Here is a 19,221-nt window from a genome sequence, read left to right as displayed (position 1 = left end):
ATCATTCCCCTAGGAACTTGTCGAACTGCGGATAGCCTGCCGAGGTATACATCGAGCGCACCACGTCATAGCTTGCGTCTTCGATCGTCACGAGGTCCATGCCCAGATACTTGCCATTTTCTTCATGCGTGGTGATCGCAGTGATGATCTCGGCCTTGTTGCCGATGATCTTGTCGCGGACCATCGCCTGCACTTCGGCGGGGACATGGGCACCGGCCAGCAGCATGTCGTTGGGCAGATCGCCCGACCGCGCCAGAACCTTGAAGAAGCCGTAGGGAACCGAGGTGTCCTTGTCACGGGCCGAGGAAATCCACGACCCCTCATTGATCCCGATGGCGGCCACGTCGCCTGCCTTCAGCGCCTCATGGGCGATGTTGCGGGCGGTGTGCACGGCTTCGATGTCGGTGACCGGGCTGACACCATAGTCAGCCATCAACTGCATCGGGCACAGCATGTTCGAGGTGGACCCGATGTCGCCGAAAGCGACCTTTTGACCTTTCAACCCGGACATAGTGTCGATGCCCGCATCGGCACGCACAATGATGGCGCAGCGATAGTCGGGGCGGCCAAAGCCGATCAGCGGAGTCGCTTCCGTCAGCGTGTTAATGACAATGTATTCTGCCGGGCCAGTGATGACGAAATCAACCGTCTCGCCACGCAGTGCCTCGGCAGCGGCGGTGCGCGAAGACACCGGGAAGAAATCGAAGGTCTCGCCGGTGGCCGCTTCGAGGGCGGTTTTGAACGGCCCCCACTCGGCCTGCAGACGCTCCAGCCCTTCGACATCCGTGACGGCAATGTTCCAGGTCTCGGCAAAGGCGGCGGTTGCACTGACAGCGGCAAGCGCCGTCCCGATCATGAGCGACTTGAGCGACATTATGGTCCTCCGGTATGAAGTTGTTCGAACGAATTTCTAGGTGTGGCCGGTAACGCCGCTGCGATGCCTGTGTGAATTTAACCCGACGCGCGCATGACGCTTTTGCGACGGCCCTCGTCCCGCATGGCAAGGGGGATTTCGGAAGGCTTTGGTTTGGCGAAAGGACTTTTGCCTGCACGCCGACCCTTTTCGGCGCCAAGCGTTTTTGAACGGCAAAAAGGGCATGGCAGAAGTGCATTTCCGCCCGAGCAAAGGTGTGTCCGGCAGATTTCGCTGGGGAAAAACAGGCCATCTTGGCCAAGTGTCTGAAACCTAAAGGTTCAGATTTCTGTCGTTACGCAACGGTCAAGATTCCGAGTCGAAATATTCATTCGGATGATGTTGGCCTGTCGCACTGCGCTGGCAGACCTTGAGCATGGAAAAACACATGCTCTCTCTTGCTGGCCTTGGCCGCACGTTCAACACCACCCGCGCGGTGGACAATGTCACGCTGGATATCCGCCCGGGTGAATTCGTGGGCGTGATCGGTCGATCGGGGGCGGGGAAATCCACGCTGTTGCGCTTGATTAACCGGCTGATCGACCCGACGTCGGGCCGGGTAACCTTTGGCGGAACCGATGTCACCGCGTTGAGGGGCCGCGCCCTTCGGCAATGGCGGCGCGATTGCGCGATGATCTTCCAGCAGTTCAATCTGGTGGAACGGATGGACGTTCTGACGAACGTGTTGGTCGGTCGGCTGGCGGATCACGGCTTTCTGTCGTCGATGGCGATGCGCTTTTCAGATGCCGAGCGCACGCTGGCCATTCGTGCGCTTGACAGGCTGGAGCTTGCGCCTCAGGCGTTGCAGCGTGCAGGTACGCTGTCGGGTGGGCAACAGCAGCGTGTGGCCATCGCCCGCGCGCTGGTGCAGAACCCGCGCATCATGCTGGCGGATGAACCGATTGCCAGCCTTGATCCCGGCAACGCCACTCGGGTGATGGAGGCCCTGCGCAGCATCAACCGCGACGACGGCATCACTGTGCTGGTCAACCTGCACACACTTGATACCGCACGCGCCTATTGCCATCGCATCATAGCGATGCGCGATGGCCGGGTGTTCTTTGACGGCACCCCCCGGCAACTGACCAACGATGTCGTGCGCGACATTTACGGCAGCGATGGCCTGACCGAGTTCAACGAGGCTGTCACATCTACCGCTGCCATCCCCCATCGCCTCCGCGAGACTGCCTGAATTTCCTCAAAGATGGAGTCCTACCATGCGTTTGCTTGCCACCACTGCCCTGATCGCCCTGACGGCATTGCCCGCCGTTGCTCAAGACTGGAAGACAGATTACCGCATCGTTCGCTTTGGCATTCTGTCGGGCGAGAATGAGGCCGACCGGATCGCGCGTTATGAACCGATGGTTGCCTATCTGAAAGAAAAGCTTGGCGTCGACATCGAGATTTTCAGCGCCGGCAATTATGACGGTGTTGTTCAGGCGCTTGCCGCCGGCCAGATCGAATTCTCATGGCTTGGGCCATCAGCCTATGCCGCTGCTTGGACAGAAACCAACGGCGGTGTGGTGCCGTTGTTCACTTCTCAGCAGAATGATGACTCGGTCGGCTATTACAGCGTGGTCGCCACCCGCTGCGATGCCGGATACAACACCATCGACGATCTGAAGGGCAAGACCATGGCCTTTGCAGATCCTGACAGCGCATCGGGCTATACCGTTCCCTACTATAACCTGCATGCGCAGGGTTATGTTCCCGAAGAATTCTTCGGTGCCGTTCCGTTCTCGGGCAGCCACGAAGCCGGGATCATGGGTGTGGTCAACGGCCAGTTTGACGGTGCCGCAACGCACTGGACCAATGAAACCGCCGGAAACATTCAGCGCATGGTGTCCAAGGACATGATCAAGGAGGGCGATGTCTGCATCGTCTGGACCAGCCCTCTGATCATGGCAAGCCCGTTCACCGCGCGGACCAACCTGCCCGCCGGGCTGATCGAAGACATGAAGAAGGTCATGATGGCCATGCCGACCGACGCGCCAGAGGTGTTCAAGCAGGTCAGCGGCGGCGAAGCCTCGACATCCAAGGCTTATGTTCCCGTGACGCATGAACAGTACCAAATCCTGATCGACATGCGCAACTGGTTCAAAGCCAACCGCCGCAGCTGATCCCCGATGCCAAATGCGGGCGGGCCAGTGGCTCGCCCGCCACTTTTCGGGGAGCCCTGAATGTCCACCGCCATCCTTGCCTTCGAGCGCGACTATGCGCAGCACCGCCGCAAGGCGCGGCTGACCTTTGTGAGCGTCACCGTCGTGCTTGCCGTGCTGTTCCTGCTGACGGCCGAAGCCTCTAACTTTTTCAAGATCACGCAAGTTACCCTTGCCGATGGCAGCCGCGCCGAGCGCTGGGTGATTGGTGCTGGTCTGCCGCGCTTGGGCGAATACCTCGCAAAGACAATTCCAGACCTGTCATGGGCCACCTTGGGCAGCGATCTTGCGGTCTGGTTCGGGCGCTGGCAAATCTGGGCCAAGTTGTTGCTGGAAACGGTGCTGATCGCCTTTATGGCGACGGTCTTTGGCGTCGTCGGCGGGTTCCTTTTGTCATTTCCCGCCGCGCGCAACCTTGCGCCCAACGGCTGGGTCCTGTGGCTGTCGCGCCGGTATCTGGAAATCGCCCGGACGGTTCCGGAACTGGTCTTCGCGCTGATCTTCGTGTTCTGCTTTGGCGTCGGGCCTTTGGCCGGGGTGCTGGCCATCGGGCTGCACACCGCTGGCGCTTTGGGTAAGCTTTATTCGGAAGCGAATGAAAACATCGACATGCGGCCGCTTGACGGGGTCAAGGCTGCGGGTGGGTCGTGGTTCGACATGATCCGCTATGGGGCCGTGCCGCAGGTTCTGCCCAACGTGCTAAGCTATACGCTTTTGCGGTTCGAGATCAACGTCCGCGCCTCGTCCATCATCGGTTATGTCGGTGCCGGGGGGCTGGGGCAGGAGTTCCGCACAGCAATGTCCTATCAGGAATACACCGACCTCTCTGCGCTGTTCGTCATCATCCTTGTCACCGTCATCGTCATCGACCGCGCGTCCGAGGCTCTGCGCCACCGCGTCATCGGGATCGGAGCCGCCACATGACCCCGCAAAGCGTTCACGCCGACGATATCGAACGTGCCCGCGCCGAGCACCCGCTGGCGTTCCGCGCGCCCCTGCCAGTCCGCCTTCGCCGCATCGCCCTTTGGGCCGGATTTGCGCTGCTGTTCGGCTGGTGCCTTTATGCTTTCGACTTTTCCCCTTTCCGCATCTGGGAGGGGCTTGGTCGTCTGGGCCGCGTGCTATCCTTCATGTTCCCGCCCCATGTCTGGACCACCTGGCAGGAATTTTCCGACATCCTTAAAGGTCTGGGCGAAACCTTGTCGATGGCCTTTCTGGGCACGCTTCTGGGCGCGGTCTTTGCCTTTCCGCTGTGCTTTCTGGGGGCCAAGAATATCAACCGCCTTCCGTTACTGCGCTTCACCGTGCGGCGCGGGTTCGACATCATCCGCGCGTTTGAAACCCTGATCCTTGCGCTGATTTTCATCCGGGCCTTCGGCCTTGGGCCGCTGGCAGGCGTGCTGGCCATTGCTGTTGGTGAAATCGGGGTGCTGGCCAAGCTGTATGCCGAAGCGATCGAGAACACGTCGAACAAATCGGTGGATGGCGTGGTGGCATCCGGGGGCAGTCGCACGCAGTCGCTCCGCTTTGCTGTGTTGCCGCAGGTCTGGCCCGTGCTTTTGTCGATCACGCTTTACAATTTCGAATCCAACGTCCGGTCGGGGACAATCCTTGGCATCGTCGGGGCAGGGGGGATTGGGTTCCTCCTCGCCGACCGGATCGGTGCCTATCGCTGGGACGAGGCATGGTCGATCATCTTCCTGATCATCGCCATGGTCTATCTGATCGACTGGCTCTCGGGCCTGATCCGCGCACGCTTCATCGGCACGTGGGAGGGTGCAAGGTGATGGGTTACACGGTCGAAATGATGCTGGACGACCCCCGCGCAGAATTCATCGCTCCCGCCGGTCTGGACACCCCCTTGTCGCGCGCGCTGGGCCTTAGCGTTTCTGGCGGGCAGGTCCGGTGGTGGACCGAAGCTCAGACGGGCCAGAGCTTCGCCCGCATCGCGCCCGAGGGTGGGCCGTTGAAGTTGCGCTTTACGTTTGACGGAAAACCGACCGCCTACCCCGAGGCGATCTTCCGTCCTTCCTCCTCCCGCTACACCCGCGCAGCCGCCAGCTTGCTGGCCGAAGTTGCAGATCTTGGCACCGGGCCGAGCCAAATCGCCCGCGCCGTGGCGCAAAAGTTCGACTACGGCCACCCTGACAAACGGTTCTACGACGGGCATGACGATAGCCTGCCAGCCTTGGGCTGCGACCGTGCGGCGGGATCCTGCGTCGATATCAACATGTACTTCCTTGCTGCCCTTCGCGCTGCGGGCGTCGAGGCGGGCTACATCGCCGGGGCGTTCTTTCCGGCAGAGAAGGGCGACTGGTGCCGCGATGGCCATTGCTGGATCGTGACCCGGACGGCAGAGGGGGTGCAGGAATGGGACATCGCCCACCACCTGAAGATGGGCACGCGTGACATCGCGCCGGGTCTGAACCCCAAGCCCGGCTTTCGCGCGGCGCTGTCCCACAGCCTCGGGCTGACGATGCCGGGAGGCGGCATGATCAAACTTCTGGCCGAGCCGGTCTTGGCCGAAGCACCCCACCGCTATGTCCCGACCCGGATGATCCGGTTGCAGCACCCAGACATCCCGGCAGGCCCGCTGCGACCCCAACTTGACAGCGTGATGCCGTGAAACTCCTGACAGAAGCACCCAACGTCCACGAAACCGCCACGCTGGTTGATTGCGCTTTGGGCAAATGGACAGAGGTCATGGCGCATGTAACCATGCGCGAGGTCACCTTTGGCGACTATTCCTACATCGTGCGTGGCGGCAACGTGGTCTGGTCCACCATCGGAAAGTTCTGCTCCATCGCCGAGGGCGCACGGATCAATCCGGGCAACCATGCGACCTGGCGGGCGGCCCAGCACCACTTCACCTACCGCGCCGCGCAGTTCGGCCTGGGCGAGGATGACGACGCCTTCTTCCAGTGGCGCCGCGACCACTGGGTCACCATCGGTCACGATGTCTGGATTGGCCACGGCGTCACCATCCTTCCCGGCGTGACCGTGGGCTCTGGCGCGGTCATCGGTGCTGGCGCCGTCGTCTCCAAGGATGTGGCCCCCTATGAGATCGTCGGCGGTGTTCCCGCGCGGCACCTGAAATGGCGGTTCGCTGCCCCGCAGGCCGAAGTGCTTCATGCCATTGCCTGGTGGGATTGGGATCACGCGGCACTGAAGGCTGCCCTGCCCGATATCCGGGTGATGGACATTGACGCCTTCATCGAAAAGTATCGCTGAACCCTGCGGCCCCACCCCCGCAATACAGTCGGAACACCCACGATGGAGACCCTGCCTCGGATTGCCCTGGCTCTTTTGATCGGGACGGCAGGCGGTGCGGTGTTCTACCATCAGCCGGCGATATCACTGGAGCGTAGCCTAGTTCTTCTCGCGCGCGGCTTATATCGATGGTGAAATCCTTGCCGATCAGTCGCAGCATCTGTCACATTCGGCGATCTACCGGCACTTTCGGTCCAAGGCAGATATCTTCGACGCCTTGGCTGCACGGACCATGGATGAGGAGGCCGAACTGGCGGCCCGTTTCGTGATCGCCGATGGTTCTGCAGGCGACAGGTTGCGCGGTCTCGTCCTGGCGCTCCATCGCAGCAAACGCGCCAAGCTGGGGGATGACCCGGAGATCCACGGCCTCTACCGCCGGATCGTGACGGAGCGCCCCGACCTCGTTGCCGACTATGCGCGACGCATGACCGAGCTTGTGCGGCAGGTGTTGAACGATGGGGTATCACGGGGCGAGTTCCTTGTCCCTGACCTCGACGCCGCTGCCGGTGTGGTTCGCGACGCGGTTACGGTCTTCATCCATCCCGCCCATGTGGAGCAGGCTGTCTTGGCCGGGCTGGATATGGAACCAAGGCTTCAAGCGGTGATGGATGCCCTGGTCGTGGCTTTCGCGGCTACCAGGCGGGCGTGATCGGTAACCCATGCAGATCGCCCCCTTCCTGCCCAAGCTACCCAGGGGCCCAGCGGGTCGGCGGAACTTACTCTGCGATTTATACCTCAAGCTGGGCGCACAGAGTTCATCTGCGGGCCCGCCGCCTGCGCCTCGTAATGGGCGAGCCGTTCGGCATGTTCGGCGACCCGGTCGACCCAGCGCAGAGCGTCGGTTTCGCGAAAGACCTCCACCGGGCTGATCATGCCGGCATGTTCGCGCAACAGCGCCCCGCGTCGGTGCCGCAGGGCAAAACCCCGAATGCGAGCAAACAGCCGGGCGGCCTGACCGACCTTGCGCTGCTTGGCCAGGGCTGCGGCAATGGCCCGAGCAGGTCGGGCAAGTCGTGGACTGTCGGCCAGATGAGCGATACGGTCCAACTCTTCGCTTCGCGAGGTCAACCGGGTGATATGGTCGGTCAGATGCATCAGCGCTGCCATCCGGTTAAGCAGCTCTGGCCGGTCTGGTGGCAAATGAAGTCGTGAAAGCCAGGTCTCCAGCGCCTTGCGCGCGGGCTCCACCTTGTTGGGCAGCGCGGCCAAGGGGCGCAGATCGCGCGCGTCTTGCGGGGCCAGTGCGGCCTGCAACGCCTGTCCGATGGCCTCGGTGATGGCCGTGGCCGTGCGCGCGGCGGCATCCAGCGCGGTGCCGCTGTCTGCCAGAAGCTGCGGGTCCAGCGCCATGGCCAGTGTAACCGGCCGGTCTGGCACCAGCCAGGTCACCAGCGCTCCAAAGGGTTTAGTCAACGGCAGAAACAAGGCTGCTCCCAACACATTCAATGCGGTGTGGAACAAGACCAGTGCTGTCTGATCATCTGGCCCGGTCACCGGGTTGTGCAAGAGCGGTGCCAGCAGGTTGAGCAGCGAAAACGCAAGCAGGGCCGAGATGAAGTTGAACAGCAGGTTGGCAAGGGCTGCCCGCAGCATCTCGCTGCCGCCACCCAGACTGGCCAGAAACCCCGTCAGGGTGGTGCCCATGTTCATGCCTACCACCATCGCCGCCGCCTGACCAAAGCTCAGCGTGCCCGATCCCAGCAGGACAAGGGTCAGCGCAATCCCGGCAGATGAGCTTTGCATGATCGCGACAAGGACCAGTCCAATCGCAGCCATCGCCAGCCGTCCGGCCCAGGTGTCCCCAGGCAGCCAGTCGAGTGGCACAAAGTCCTCGACCCCCGCCGAAGCGGCCTGCATCAGGTCCAGCCCTATGAAAAGCAGCGATAGCCCTGCCAGCATCCGGCCCAGCCTTGCCAACTGGCCCTCACCAAGGATCCCCATCAAGGACGCGACGAACAAAACGGGCAGAGCAACGACTCCCAGCTTAAGCTTCACCCCGACCAGCATGATGATCCAGCCGGTCACAGTCGTCCCGATGTTGGCGCCATAGATCACGCCCAGCGATTGCGAAAAGCTGATCAACCCGGCGCCGACAAAGCCAATGGTCATCACCGTGACGGCCGTTGAGGACTGGACGACAGCGGTAATGCCTGCCCCGGTCAGCACGCCGCGCAAAGGGCTGGATGTCACGCGCAACAACCAGCGCCGCAACCCCTCACCGGCAAGCGACCGCAGTGCTGCAGTCAACGTCTCCATCCCGAACAGGAAGAGTCCAATTCCGCCCAGAAACCCAAGTATGCCACCCGTCATGGAGCAACCTTGCCGCAGGCGTTTTCGCTTTGCAATCCGGGCTTTCTCGCCATTGGCGTCCACGTCCGGAATGCGGCCATCCTGTTCATCCCCCCAACCCGAGCCGGTTCTGCTTTTTGATTTCGATCAGCGCGAAGAAGGCCGCGCCGATGCCGACAACGACAACGAGCACTCCGTCCATCAGCGGGACAGATGCGGTGCTCAGTATAGCTTGCAACGGCGGCACGTAGGCAACGGCAAACGGTGCGGCAGTGACTGCGACGCCCCCCGTCCAGACGGTTTGCGTTCCCTTGACCGCTTCCAGGTCAGCGAGGTCCCGTGAATGTTGGAATGAAGTAAAGGTGGAAGGTCTTCAGCACGACCAGAGTGTTCATCGCGATGGTCTGTGAAAGGGCGCGCGAGTAGCCTACCTGTCGGACTGAAGGCTGACGGCCACGCCATCCGCGACAAGATCACTGGGGTGCAGGATCACCTGATCGCCCGCCTTCACTCCGGACAGGACCTGCGCAAAGCTCTCGTTGCGTTCACCCAGGGTGATGATCTGCAATAGCGCGCGCCCGTCCTGTACAGCATAGGTTGCCCAGTCAGACCCGTCGCGGAACAGGGCACCCACCGGGATCGACAGCACACCATCGCCTTTCCAAAGGTTGATGTGGGCGATAACGCGGAAACCGTGGCCCAGAAGCTGCCAATCCGCCGGATTCCCGCGTAGGGTCAGGATCACCCTGACCCGCTGCTCGTCAATGCCAAGCGCCGACACCCTGGTTCTGGCTGAAGGTTCGATACGCTCGACCCGCGCCGTTATGGGCGCGCCGCCCCAGCCGGTGATCTGCGCCTCGGATCCCTCGCGCACCCGCACGGCATCGCGCGACAGCAGGTCCACCGTGATCTCAAGGTTGCCGGGATTGCCGATCTCCATGATCGGGGTGCCGGGCTGCACCACCTGTTCGTTTTCGGTCAGCACCCGCAGAACCCGCCCCGAAACCGGGGCGATGATATCCACGCAGCAGGCTTCGGCACCGTAGGGATCGCCAGTGCCAAGAACGGCCTCGGCACTTTCCAACTCGCGCTGACGCACTGCGAGATTGGCCCTGGCGCTGTCAATGGCAGCCTGGGCGGTTCTTTGTTCCAAAATGGTGGCGTCCAGCACCCGCTGCGAGATGGCCGCCCTTTCAAATAGCGCGCGGGACCGGTCGGCCTCTGCGGTTTTGAACTCCAGCGCAGCCTCGGCTTGCGCCACCTGTGCTGCCGCCAGATCGACGGCAGATTGTGCGGCCGATCTGGTCGCCTCTGCCACGCTGCGCGCGCGCGAATCCAGCAGGGCAGGGGCCGCCGGGCCGATCACCGCCACCACGGTCTTTTGGGCATAGACCGGGTCACCGGCATGCAGGTCGATCCGCCGTAGCTTGCCGCCGATCGTGGCCGAGATGGTGAACACTTCGCGGATGCGTGCCTCACCCTCTTCGAGGACCGCAACTTCCAGATTGCGTGGCGCAACGTTGGCCACCTCGACTTCGACCGGCCGCGGCAGGAAGGCCCAGACGATCCCGGCAATCAGGGCCAGAACAGCAATCGCAAGGATCAGGCGGCGCATGGGTCATTCCCTCGTTTTCAGAACCTCGACCATGTCGAGGTTGTTGATCCGTCCCCGGATGGCCCAGGCCGAGGCCAGGGCGGCGACACAGACGATCAGGCTGGCGGTCACATAGACTTCGGGTCCGATGACAAAGGGCACCCGGTAAAGGTCGGACGAAAAGGCCTGGACCATGCCAAAGGCGATGACATAGCCGAACAACCAGCCGACGGGTTGCGCAGCCAGGACAACCGTGGCCAATTCGCCGAACAGGATGCCCGATACCTCGCCACGGGTGAACCCCAGCACCCGCAGGCTGGCCAGTTCACGGCCCTGTTCGGACAGCGCAATGCGGGCAAAGTTGTAGACCACCCCAACGGAGATGATTGCCGCCAGCCCGACATAGACGGTGATCATCACTGTGATGTTTTCCGCCAGTGTTTCCTTGAAGCGCGCCACGGTCAGGGCGGTAACCGCCACAAAGCCGGTCTTGGGTGTGGTTTTTGCGGCAACATAGAACGCCTCTTGTCCCGTTTCGTCGATCTGCAGGGCTACCCCCGAGATCAACGCCCCTTCGCCCATGACCCGGTTCAGCGCGGTGATCTCCATCGCGGCTCCAAGACCCACATAGCCCAGCGACAGGCCACTCACCGGCAGGGTGACCGTGCGGCGCGCGCCTTCCAGAAACTCGACCGTCACGCGGTCACCGGGGCGAACGGCCAAGGCTTCGGCCAGCGCTTCGGACAGGATCAACCCCGCCTCTGGCATCGCCATGGGGCGCAGATCGGGGGCCAGCACGCGCGACAGTGTGGGTGTTTCCGGCTTGCCCATGATCGACAGCTTGCGCGACAGGGCGCGGTGGCTGATCCGGGCGGCCACGGCGCGAAACGGCTCTGCCGCCAGAACGCCCGGCATCTGGCGGGCGGCAAACAGCGCGCGCGCTGGTTCGGGCGCGCCAAAGGCCACCAGCGCATCATGCCGTTCAGCGCGGGTAAAGGTGACGTCGATCATGTGGTTGATTGACCCGAAGGACCACAGCGAGGCGACAAGGATCGCCACCGCCATGGCAACGCCAAAGGTGCCGGATGCGGTCCGCAGCGGCCAGCGGAACAGATGCCGCGTGACCATCACCCCGGTCTGGCGCAAGGCGAACAGCCGACGGAAGGCCCCCATCCGCGCCCGGTAGTCGGCCGGAGCAGGCGGCGACATCGCCACGGCGGGTGGCAGGGCCACGGCAACACGCACGGCCAACAGCGCCCCGGCCACGGCAGCGGCCACGGTGACAGCGGCCGCCAGCCCGTAGATCTGGGGATCGCGGGTAAAGATCAGGAACGGGAACGAAAAGAAGCGGGCATAAAGTTGTGCCAGACCAACCCCAAGCCAGACGCCGGCAGAAATGCCAATGACGATGCCCAGTGCTGCGATTGCCAGCACGAACTCGACATAATGCTGCGCGATGGCCCGCGACGAATAGCCGATGGCCTTCAACAGCCCGATCTGCTCACGCTCCAGCGTGATGAGACGTGACAGGGTGATGTTCACCAGCATCGCCGCGACCAGAAGGAAGATCGGCGGCAGCACCTTGACCATGGCGCTCAGTTGCTTCAGCTCGGCATCCAGAAAGGCATGCGAAATCTGATCTTTGCGCGCCACCGCTCCGGCCCCGCCATAAGGCGCGGTCAGCCGGTCAAGCGCCTCGATCGTGCGATCCACCGACGCACCGGGCGCCAGTTTCAGCACCACATTGGAAAAGGCACCCTCAAGATCAAAGGCCGCTTCCAGCGCCGGGCGTGGCAGCCAGGCGATGCCAAAGCGGCGCGGGTCGGGCATCATTTCACCCGGTCCCAGCGCATAGATGAACTCGGGCGACAGGGTGATGCCGGTGACCAGCAGATCACGCCGCTGGCCGTTCATCAGCACCGTCAGCGGCGCACCGGGCCGCAGCCGGTGAGCGGCGGCAAAGCCTTCCGACACCACCACCTCTCGCGCCGATTGCGGATCTGGCAACCGACCTTGCCGCAAATGCAACAGGTTCAGCCCCCGGCCGCCCTTCTCGGGCAACGAGACCATTAACATCGTGCCGGGTTCCACCATGGCCGGCATGTCGAGCAGTGCCAGCTTCACGATCCGGGCCTCGGCGGCCAGCACGTTGTCGATCTCGCGGATATCGCCCAGCAAGGCGCGCGGTGCACGGGTCACATCGGCAAAGATATCGGCAAAGCGGTAGTCGTCATAATAACGCGCCCGCGTTTCATAGAGCGAGGAATAAGCCCCGTTGCCAAGGATCAGCGTCGCCACCCCGGCCGCCAACACCAGCGCAATCGCCAGCACCTGTGCCCAAAGACGGCGCAGATCGCGCAACACCTTGCGGCGCAGGGGCGAGATCACCATGACACCTCCGCCGGGCTCTTCTTGGTGGCGTTGACGGTTTCCTCGACGATCCTGCCATCGGCAAAGCGCAGAACCCGGTCGGCAATTTCACGGATCGCGGCGTTGTGGGTGATGACCAGCGTGGTCGCACCGACACGACGGTTCACCTCGGCCAGGGCCTCCAGCACCTTGATCCCCGTGGCTGAATCCAGCGCGCCCGTCGGTTCGTCGCAGAGCAACACCTCTGGGTTCTTGGCAATGGCGCGGGCAATCGCAACCCGCTGCTGTTCACCCCCAGACAATTGCGCGGGGAAATGGTCGCGGCGGTCTGTCAGACCCACCAACGCCAGGGCATCATCGGGCGACATCGGATGGCGGGCAATTTCGGTCACCAGCGCCACGTTTTCACGCGCGGTCAGGCTGGGCACCAGATTGTAGAACTGGAACACGAAGCCCACATGATCGCGGCGGTACTGCGTCAGCCCGCGCTCATCCAGCGTGGTCAACTGGTGGTCCTCGAACCACGCCTCACCCGCCGTTGCCGTATCAAGCCCGCCGACAATGTTGAGGAAGGTCGATTTTCCCGACCCCGACGGGCCAAGGATGACGATGAATTCACCCCGCGCCGCCCGAAAATCCACCCCGCGCAGGGCATGCACCTCCTGCGCGCCACTGCGATAAACCTTGGTCAGGCCCTTGGTGTGAAAGATGGTCTCGGACATGGCCGTTATTCTGTGCTGTTCCCGTTCGCAAAAGTCCTATCGGGTTTTGTGGGTTGGCGGTCTGTGTCCAGCCCGGCCTTTGACGAAGGGGGTGACCGTCTCATTGGGGCCAAGGCATTCCCGGATCGCCGGCAGATCAAGGGTTTCAGCCGCCTCCAGCCGGGCGACAAGCTGTCCGATCTGGTCGCGGTGCGTCTCGATGATCTGTAATGCCTGTGCTTCGGCCGCGTGCAACAGGGTGATCACCGCCTGATCCACCCGTGCGGCCGTCTGATCCGAAAAACTGCGCGGCTGGGCGATCTGCTGGCCGAGGAACGGATGATCCTCGCTGTCGCGCAGATCGACCGGGCCGATGTCGGGGTCCATGCCCCAGCGTGCCACCATCGAGCGCGCCAGCACGGTGGCGCGGCGGATATCGTCATCGGCCCCCGAACTGACCGAGCCGAGCAGCAGCTTCTCCGCCGCCCGCCCGGCCAGAAGCGTGGTCAGTTGCACCCGCAGATAGGCCTCGGGCAGGGTGTGGCGGTCGTGTTCGGGCAGCATGTGGGTGCTGCCAAGGCTGCGCCCGCGCGGAATGATGGTGACCTTGTAGATCGGATCGGCGCCGGGATTGTAGAAGGCCACGGCGGTATGCCCGGCCTCATGCACGGCAAGGCGGTGCTTTTCGTCCGGCTGGATCGCCAAGGTGCGCACCGTGCCCATCATCACCTTGTCGCGCGCCTGATCTAGATCGTCGGGGGTAATGTCTGCCGCCGACCGTCGGGCCGCCGTGATCGCGGCCTCATTCAGCAGGTTCTTAAGGTCAGCCCCGGAAAACCCCGGCGTGCCTGCGGCGACCTGATCCAGATCGACGTCATGGCGCAGCGGCAGATCTTTGACATGTACATCCAGGATAGCCCGCCGCGCACCCTTGTCGGGCAATTCCAGCGTCACATGTCGGTCGAACCGGCCAGGCCGCAGCAGGGCAGGGTCCAGCACATCGGGGCGGTTGGTGGCGGCCAGCACCACCACTGCCTCGCGCGGGCTGAAGCCATCCAATTCCGCGAGGATCTGGTTCAAGGTCTGTTCGCGCTCATCATGGCCACCGCCAAGGCCGGTTCCCCGCGTGCGCCCGATGCTGTCCAACTCGTCGATGAAGATGATCGACGGCGACTGCTTGCGCGCCTCCTCAAACATCTTGCGCACCCGGCCTGCGCCGACGCCCACGAACACCTCGATGAACTCGGAACCAGAGGTGGAAAAGAACGGCACATCGGCCTCGCCCGCCAGCGCGCGGGCCAGCAGCGTCTTGCCGGTGCCGGGCGGACCCATCAGCAAGACCCCATGCGGCACCGTTGCGCCGACTTTGGAAAACCGGTCCGGATCGCGCAGGAATTCGACCAGTTCTGACACCTCGCGCTTGGCCTCGTCCTGACCTGCGACATCGGCAAACGTCACCTTGCGCGTGGGTTTGACCGGCTTGGCCGCCCGCCCACCCAGAAGATCACCGATACCCCCCGGCAGGCCGCCGCCCATGCCTCCGATGCCGCCGCCCATCATCCTCCGGCTCAGCCAGAAATAGAATGCAAGGATCAAAAGCCACGGCAGCAACGTGATCAGAACCGACGGCGCGCGCGGTTCTTCGGCTGTCACGGTCACGCCCATCTCCTCAAGCAGCGGCAACAGCCCGGCATCGGGTTGCTGCGGAGTGATGGCCCGCGCCCGGCTGGTCCCCTCGGCGGTCGGGCCGTGAAGGGTGGCGACAATGGCTGTCGCCTCCAGCGTCGCCTCACGCACCTGACCGCTGCGAATGAGGGTTTTGATCTCGCTGTAGGAGACCTCGGACGGTGCCGAAGTCCCCGGCGGCATCTGCATGGAAAGAAACAGGAACCCAAGCATCATGAAGACCAGGGGCCATACCAGACGGGACAGATTTAATGGTTCTGGTTGTTCTGGCGGTGTTGCGTGATTTCCCATCTGGTGCCCCAATCCACTGTGCCGGGCATGATTGGCGACCCCGGAAACAGGCGTGCGTGAATGTCCCAGTATTGCTTGTGTCGGTATCCAAGGCCTTGATGCAGATCAGATTGGGCTGACGAAAATTTCGAATGCGCAGCACGACAGACTGGAAACCGCCGACTCATCGCGTTGCCACAGCGCTGGCATGGCTGCGCTCGTGCCAATCAACGCAATAATATTGCCTTGGATCCAGTGGAATACTCTTTGGGCTGGAGGGTTCTGATTGCACCAGTCAGCTGAAGGGCGTAGCCCCAAGATCCTGTCTTTATACTATGCTGTTGCGCAAACCACGGATGGTTGTCGCCATCGCGCTCGCCAATAAGATGGTCCGCATCTTTTAGGCGATGGAGACCAGAAGAGAAGTCTACTGAGATCCGCAACTGGCTACCGTCTGACGACTGTCAGGCAGCTAACGGCGGCGCGTCGGTGTGTGAGTAGGTCTCAGGAAGTGACGACAAAATCCGGTAACAATGGTTCTGAATCCTGGCGGACTTCGGTGAAATGCATGCCAATTGTCCCTTCGCCGTGTTACCCATGAAACGGGGCTGCCAAGTTGACCGATATCCTGACAGTGAACGACGCCAGCCTCCCAGACCAAGGTGCATCCTGCGTTGTGAGCACTGCGCCATGCGCGGGGCGACACCTGCTGCGACCTGTCGCGCACTTGACCGGGTTGGTGGCAAGCTGCAGTTTCGCGATGGCACTGAGGAACTCAAAGAGACTTGTTCCTTCATGTGCATCGTCAAAGTGTGGAGGTCGGGGTAAGATCAATTCGCGTTGCGATCTATCCTCCAGATGCCGGCACGGACCACCCGGTGTAGTGGCAATTTTTGACCCGGCGCAGTGCGACGGCACTCTGGCGCTCCTGGGCACACACCATAGAAGGAGCCTGACTTGATTGGAATTGACCTTGGGCTGAAGCAACGTACGTCGCTTGCGATCACTCCGGTTCTGCGCGAAGCCATTGGCTTTATGGTGATGTCCAATGCCGAGCTTTCGGCACGGCTGGCGGATCTTGCGCAAACGGGTGCTGTCCTGAAGGTTGTTGTTGGAGCTGAAGCATATAACTGGTTTTCGTTACTCCGTCAGATAAGTCCGCCAACCTCGGGTCGTCATTGTCAGCCGCCCGACGTCCACTTCGGACCGGGTGGGTTTGATGCCGAAAGACTTCCGCAGTCCGATGCCGGGCTTATTGCGCATGTGGAGAGCCAGCTTTCGCTTCTGGTGCGGGACCGTGAAGATCGGAGGATAGCGCAAAGCTTCCTGCTCGCTTTGGAGCCTTCGGGCTGGCTTTCCGCGAGCCTTGCCGAGATCGCCGCAGATGCGGGTTGTTCGGTGGCCCGCGCAGAACTGGTTTTGCGCCAGTTGCAAGCGGCAGAGCCGACCGGACTTTTTGCGCGTTCGCTTGCGGAATGTCTGACTCTGCAAGCCGAGGAACAGGGCTGCCTGACGCCCGCCTTTGCTGCCCTGCTGCGCAATCTGCCACTTCTGGCTGCGGGTGAGACCGAAGCCTTGGCCGCTGCCTGTGCGTGCGGTGATGACATGGTGCTCGACATGACCCGGACATTGAGGCGGATGAACCCGAAACCCGGCGCCGCCTTTGCCGAAGCATCAGTCGTCGGTCGTCCGTGCGACCTGATTTTGCGTCGTGATGACGATGGATGGCTCCTGGAGTTGAACGCCCAGACGGTTCCGGCTTTGCGCCTTGAGTCCGGAACGGACACGCCGATTCACGCCTTGCGAGAGGCGCGCGCATTGATTCAGGCGGTAGAGCGGCGGAATGCCACGGTGCTGACGATCGCGACTGAAATCATTACGCGCCAGGATGCCTTTTTGCGCGGCCACGCACCGCTGGCGCCGCTGACGATCAATGATCTCGCGTCGGCCACTGGGTTGCATCGAAGCACTGTCAGCCGGGCCACAGCTGCGTTAACTTTGTCACTGCCAAATCGGACACTCGGCTTGCGCAGCTTGCTTTGTGCCTCTGCTCCGGCGGCGCGCCAACAGGAAGGCCCGCTTTCGGTTCAGGCGGTCTTGGACCTCATGCGCGCATTGGTGGCCAAGGAAGATGCGGCCAACCCGTTGACGGATGAAGCCTTGGCAAAGCTCTTGTTGCCGGAAGGGGCGGCCTTGGCGCGCCGCACCGTGGTGAAATATCGGAAACTGGCTGGCATTCCTGCCAGAGCGGTGCGTCGTGATGCGTGAAGTGCAAACCACGCCGCGTGCAATTCGCGCCTAGAGCCGCATCGATCAGCCCGTAGTGCCGCCAAATTTTGGCACGGCCTGTGCATATCTGTTCCTGTCCGCATCTGAATGGACCACGCACCCGCAATCGGGGCACACTCATAAGGGAGAATTCCAATGAACGCACTGCCACGCCTCTTGCTGGCCACTGCCTTGGCCACTTGCCCTGCCTTGATGCCCGCCGCCGTGGTGGCCGAGGATCTGATCGTTGGCTTTACACTGGATGCTGATACGCTTGACCCGGCCAACCACCGCAAACGCGAAACCGAGACAGTCATCCGAAACATCTACGACGGTTTGCTGACACGCGACCCCGACATGCGTGTCGTGCCCGAAATTGCCGAGGCGATGACCCAGGTTTCCCCCACGGTTTATGACTTCAAGATCCGCTCGGGCATCAAGTTCCACGACGGGACCGAGATGACCGCCGAAGATGTCAAGTTCACCCTGGATCGTGTAACGGTCGAGGGCGCTATGGGCGATGGTCAGACCAGCCCGCGACAGGGGTTGATGGGGCCGGTTGCCTCGGTCGAGATTGTCGACGGCGACACCGTTCGCATCACGCTCAAGGAGCCGTGGCCGATCCTGCCTGCGATGCTGCCCAACCAGCAGATTGTGTCGAAGGCGTTTGTCGAAGCAAACGGCACCGCAGGCATGGCGACCATGTCCAACGGCACCGGACCCTTCAAGCTGGGGGAATGGCGCAAAGGGGATGCGATCATCCTGCAGCGCTTTGACGATTATTACGGCGGCGCGCCTGATATCGCGCCAGTCGGCGCGGCTTGTGTTGAACGGGTGATTTTCAAGATCATCCCCGAAAGCGCCAGCCGTGTTGCGGCGCTACTGGCGGGCGACGTTCATATCATCAACGAACTGCCCACCTTTTCGATTGCACAGGTCAAGGCGAATGCGGGAACCGACGTGATGACGGTGAACGGCACGCGCAGTTTCTTCCTGGCGATGAACCTGCAAGGCGAGGTGTTCGATGACCTCAAGGTGCGTCAGGCTGCGGCCCATGCCATCGACAAGGATCTGATCATTGACCGCATTCTTGACGGAACAGCCGCCCGGATCGAAGGCATCCTGTCTCCCGATGCCTTTGGCTCAAGCGAGCTTCCGGCTGTTTCCTATGATCCCGAAAAGGCAAAGGCGCTGCTGGCCGAGGCGGGATATCCGGACGGCATCAGTATCACGATGGACACTGAAGGTGCTTTCAAGGACACTGCCGAGGCTATCGCCTCCATGCTGACGAACGCGGGCATCCGCACGACAGTCGCGGTGGGCGAAAGCGCGCAACTGACCGAAAAGTGGCGCACTGCTGGCAAGCCGAAATCGGGTGATATGTATTTCTCCAGCTGGGGGAATGGCTCGCTCGACCCGTTCGACATCTTCACACCGACGCACAAGACCAATGATCGGGGCAATTCGGCTGGCTATGCCAATCCCGCACTGGATGCGCTGCTGGATCAAGCCGCCGTTGAAATGGATGCGGAAAAGCGCGCCGGGATGTATCGCGAGGCGGAGTTGATGATCAACGCCGATCAACCCTACGTCTATCTCTGGGTCCCGCAGGACATTTACGGCGTGTCGAAAAAGCTGTCCGGCTGGGCGCCCAGCGCCGACAGCAGGATCAATCTGCACGACGCCTGCATCAACTGAGCA

Annotated in this window: 15 protein-coding genes; 9 read left to right on the top strand and 6 right to left on the bottom strand. The window is 62.2% G+C overall.

Annotated features, from left to right (window positions below):
- Nucleotide 1 precedes the first annotated feature (1 nt).
- Complete coding sequence (locus D1012_RS14295) at nt 2–874, bottom strand: phosphate/phosphite/phosphonate ABC transporter substrate-binding protein (protein WP_118153502.1); 873 nt, start codon at nt 872–874, stop codon at nt 2–4.
- Nucleotides 875–1,301: 427 nt separating this feature from the next.
- Here D1012_RS14295 and phnC point away from each other — a divergent pair, with 427 nt between their 5' ends.
- The 7 genes from phnC to D1012_RS14255 all read left to right on the top strand — a co-directional run bounded on the left by phnC (nt 1,302) and on the right by D1012_RS14255 (nt 6,991).
- Nucleotides 1,302–2,105 (top strand): phosphonate ABC transporter ATP-binding protein, encoded by an 804-nt coding sequence (phnC, locus tag D1012_RS14290; RefSeq protein ID WP_233517133.1) that lies wholly within the window; start codon nt 1,302–1,304, stop codon nt 2,103–2,105.
- Between the two features lie 25 nt (nt 2,106–2,130).
- The gene (gene phnD / locus D1012_RS14285) at nt 2,131–3,033 is read left to right on the top strand and encodes a phosphonate ABC transporter substrate-binding protein (RefSeq protein WP_118153496.1); all 903 of its coding nucleotides are present in this window, start codon (nt 2,131–2,133) and stop codon (nt 3,031–3,033) included.
- A gap of 60 nt (nt 3,034–3,093) precedes the next feature.
- On the top strand, nt 3,094–3,996 hold the full coding sequence (gene phnE / locus D1012_RS14280) for a phosphonate ABC transporter, permease protein PhnE (protein WP_118153493.1): 903 nt from the start codon (nt 3,094–3,096) through the stop codon (nt 3,994–3,996).
- Nucleotides 3,993–4,859 carry a phosphonate ABC transporter, permease protein PhnE gene (gene phnE / locus D1012_RS14275; protein ID WP_118153490.1) on the top strand — a complete coding sequence of 289 codons (867 nt, stop codon included), beginning with the start codon at nt 3,993–3,995 and terminating at the stop codon, nt 4,857–4,859. The genes phnE (D1012_RS14280) and phnE (D1012_RS14275) overlap by 4 nt, the downstream gene beginning before the upstream one ends.
- Nucleotides 4,859–5,698 (top strand): transglutaminase-like domain-containing protein, encoded by an 840-nt coding sequence (locus D1012_RS14270; RefSeq protein ID WP_158569354.1) that lies wholly within the window; start codon nt 4,859–4,861, stop codon nt 5,696–5,698. Before phnE (D1012_RS14275) ends, D1012_RS14270 begins: the two co-directional genes overlap by 1 nt.
- The gene (locus D1012_RS14265) at nt 5,695–6,303 is read left to right on the top strand and encodes a DapH/DapD/GlmU-related protein (RefSeq protein ID WP_118153485.1); all 609 of its coding nucleotides are present in this window, start codon (nt 5,695–5,697) and stop codon (nt 6,301–6,303) included. The genes D1012_RS14270 and D1012_RS14265 overlap by 4 nt, the downstream gene beginning before the upstream one ends.
- Before the next feature lie 271 nt (nt 6,304–6,574).
- Nucleotides 6,575–6,991 carry a hypothetical protein gene (locus D1012_RS14255; RefSeq protein ID WP_199489515.1) on the top strand — a complete coding sequence of 139 codons (417 nt, stop codon included), beginning with the start codon at nt 6,575–6,577 and terminating at the stop codon, nt 6,989–6,991.
- Between the two features lie 86 nt (nt 6,992–7,077).
- Here the strand turns inward: D1012_RS14255 and D1012_RS14250 are convergent, their stop codons facing one another.
- From D1012_RS14250 to ftsH, 5 genes are all read right to left on the bottom strand, one after another.
- Complete coding sequence (locus tag D1012_RS14250) at nt 7,078–8,652, bottom strand: Na/Pi cotransporter family protein (protein WP_118153476.1); 1,575 nt, start codon at nt 8,650–8,652, stop codon at nt 7,078–7,080.
- 406 nt (nt 8,653–9,058) lie between these two features.
- The gene (locus D1012_RS14245; RefSeq protein WP_118153473.1) at nt 9,059–10,246 is read right to left on the bottom strand and encodes an efflux RND transporter periplasmic adaptor subunit; all 1,188 of its coding nucleotides are present in this window, start codon (nt 10,244–10,246) and stop codon (nt 9,059–9,061) included.
- Nucleotides 10,247–10,249: 3 nt separating this feature from the next.
- Nucleotides 10,250–12,616 (bottom strand): ABC transporter permease, encoded by a 2,367-nt coding sequence (locus tag D1012_RS14240; RefSeq protein ID WP_199489514.1) that lies wholly within the window; start codon nt 12,614–12,616, stop codon nt 10,250–10,252.
- On the bottom strand, nt 12,610–13,317 hold the full coding sequence (locus D1012_RS14235; RefSeq protein ID WP_118153469.1) for an ABC transporter ATP-binding protein: 708 nt from the start codon (nt 13,315–13,317) through the stop codon (nt 12,610–12,612). Before D1012_RS14235 ends, D1012_RS14240 begins: the two co-directional genes overlap by 7 nt.
- A gap of 36 nt (nt 13,318–13,353) precedes the next feature.
- Complete coding sequence (ftsH, locus tag D1012_RS14230) at nt 13,354–15,273, bottom strand: ATP-dependent zinc metalloprotease FtsH (RefSeq protein WP_118153466.1); 1,920 nt, start codon at nt 15,271–15,273, stop codon at nt 13,354–13,356.
- Nucleotides 15,274–16,209: 936 nt separating this feature from the next.
- On the opposite strand from ftsH, the gene D1012_RS14225 reads away from it, so the two are divergent.
- Nucleotides 16,210–17,520, top strand: coding sequence for an RNA polymerase factor sigma-54 (locus D1012_RS14225; protein ID WP_118153463.1), 1,311 nt, complete (start codon nt 16,210–16,212; stop codon nt 17,518–17,520).
- A 156-nt stretch (nt 17,521–17,676) separates the two neighbouring features.
- Nucleotides 17,677–19,218, top strand: coding sequence for an ABC transporter substrate-binding protein (locus D1012_RS14220; RefSeq protein WP_199489512.1), 1,542 nt, complete (start codon nt 17,677–17,679; stop codon nt 19,216–19,218).
- Nucleotides 19,219–19,221 lie beyond the last annotated feature (3 nt).

It is taken from the genome of Pseudotabrizicola alkalilacus (assembly GCF_003443995.1).
Taxonomy (GTDB): domain Bacteria; phylum Pseudomonadota; class Alphaproteobacteria; order Rhodobacterales; family Rhodobacteraceae; genus Pseudotabrizicola; species Pseudotabrizicola alkalilacus.
Note: the sequence above shows the minus strand (reverse complement) of the source record. Positions and strands in the feature narration are given on the sequence as shown.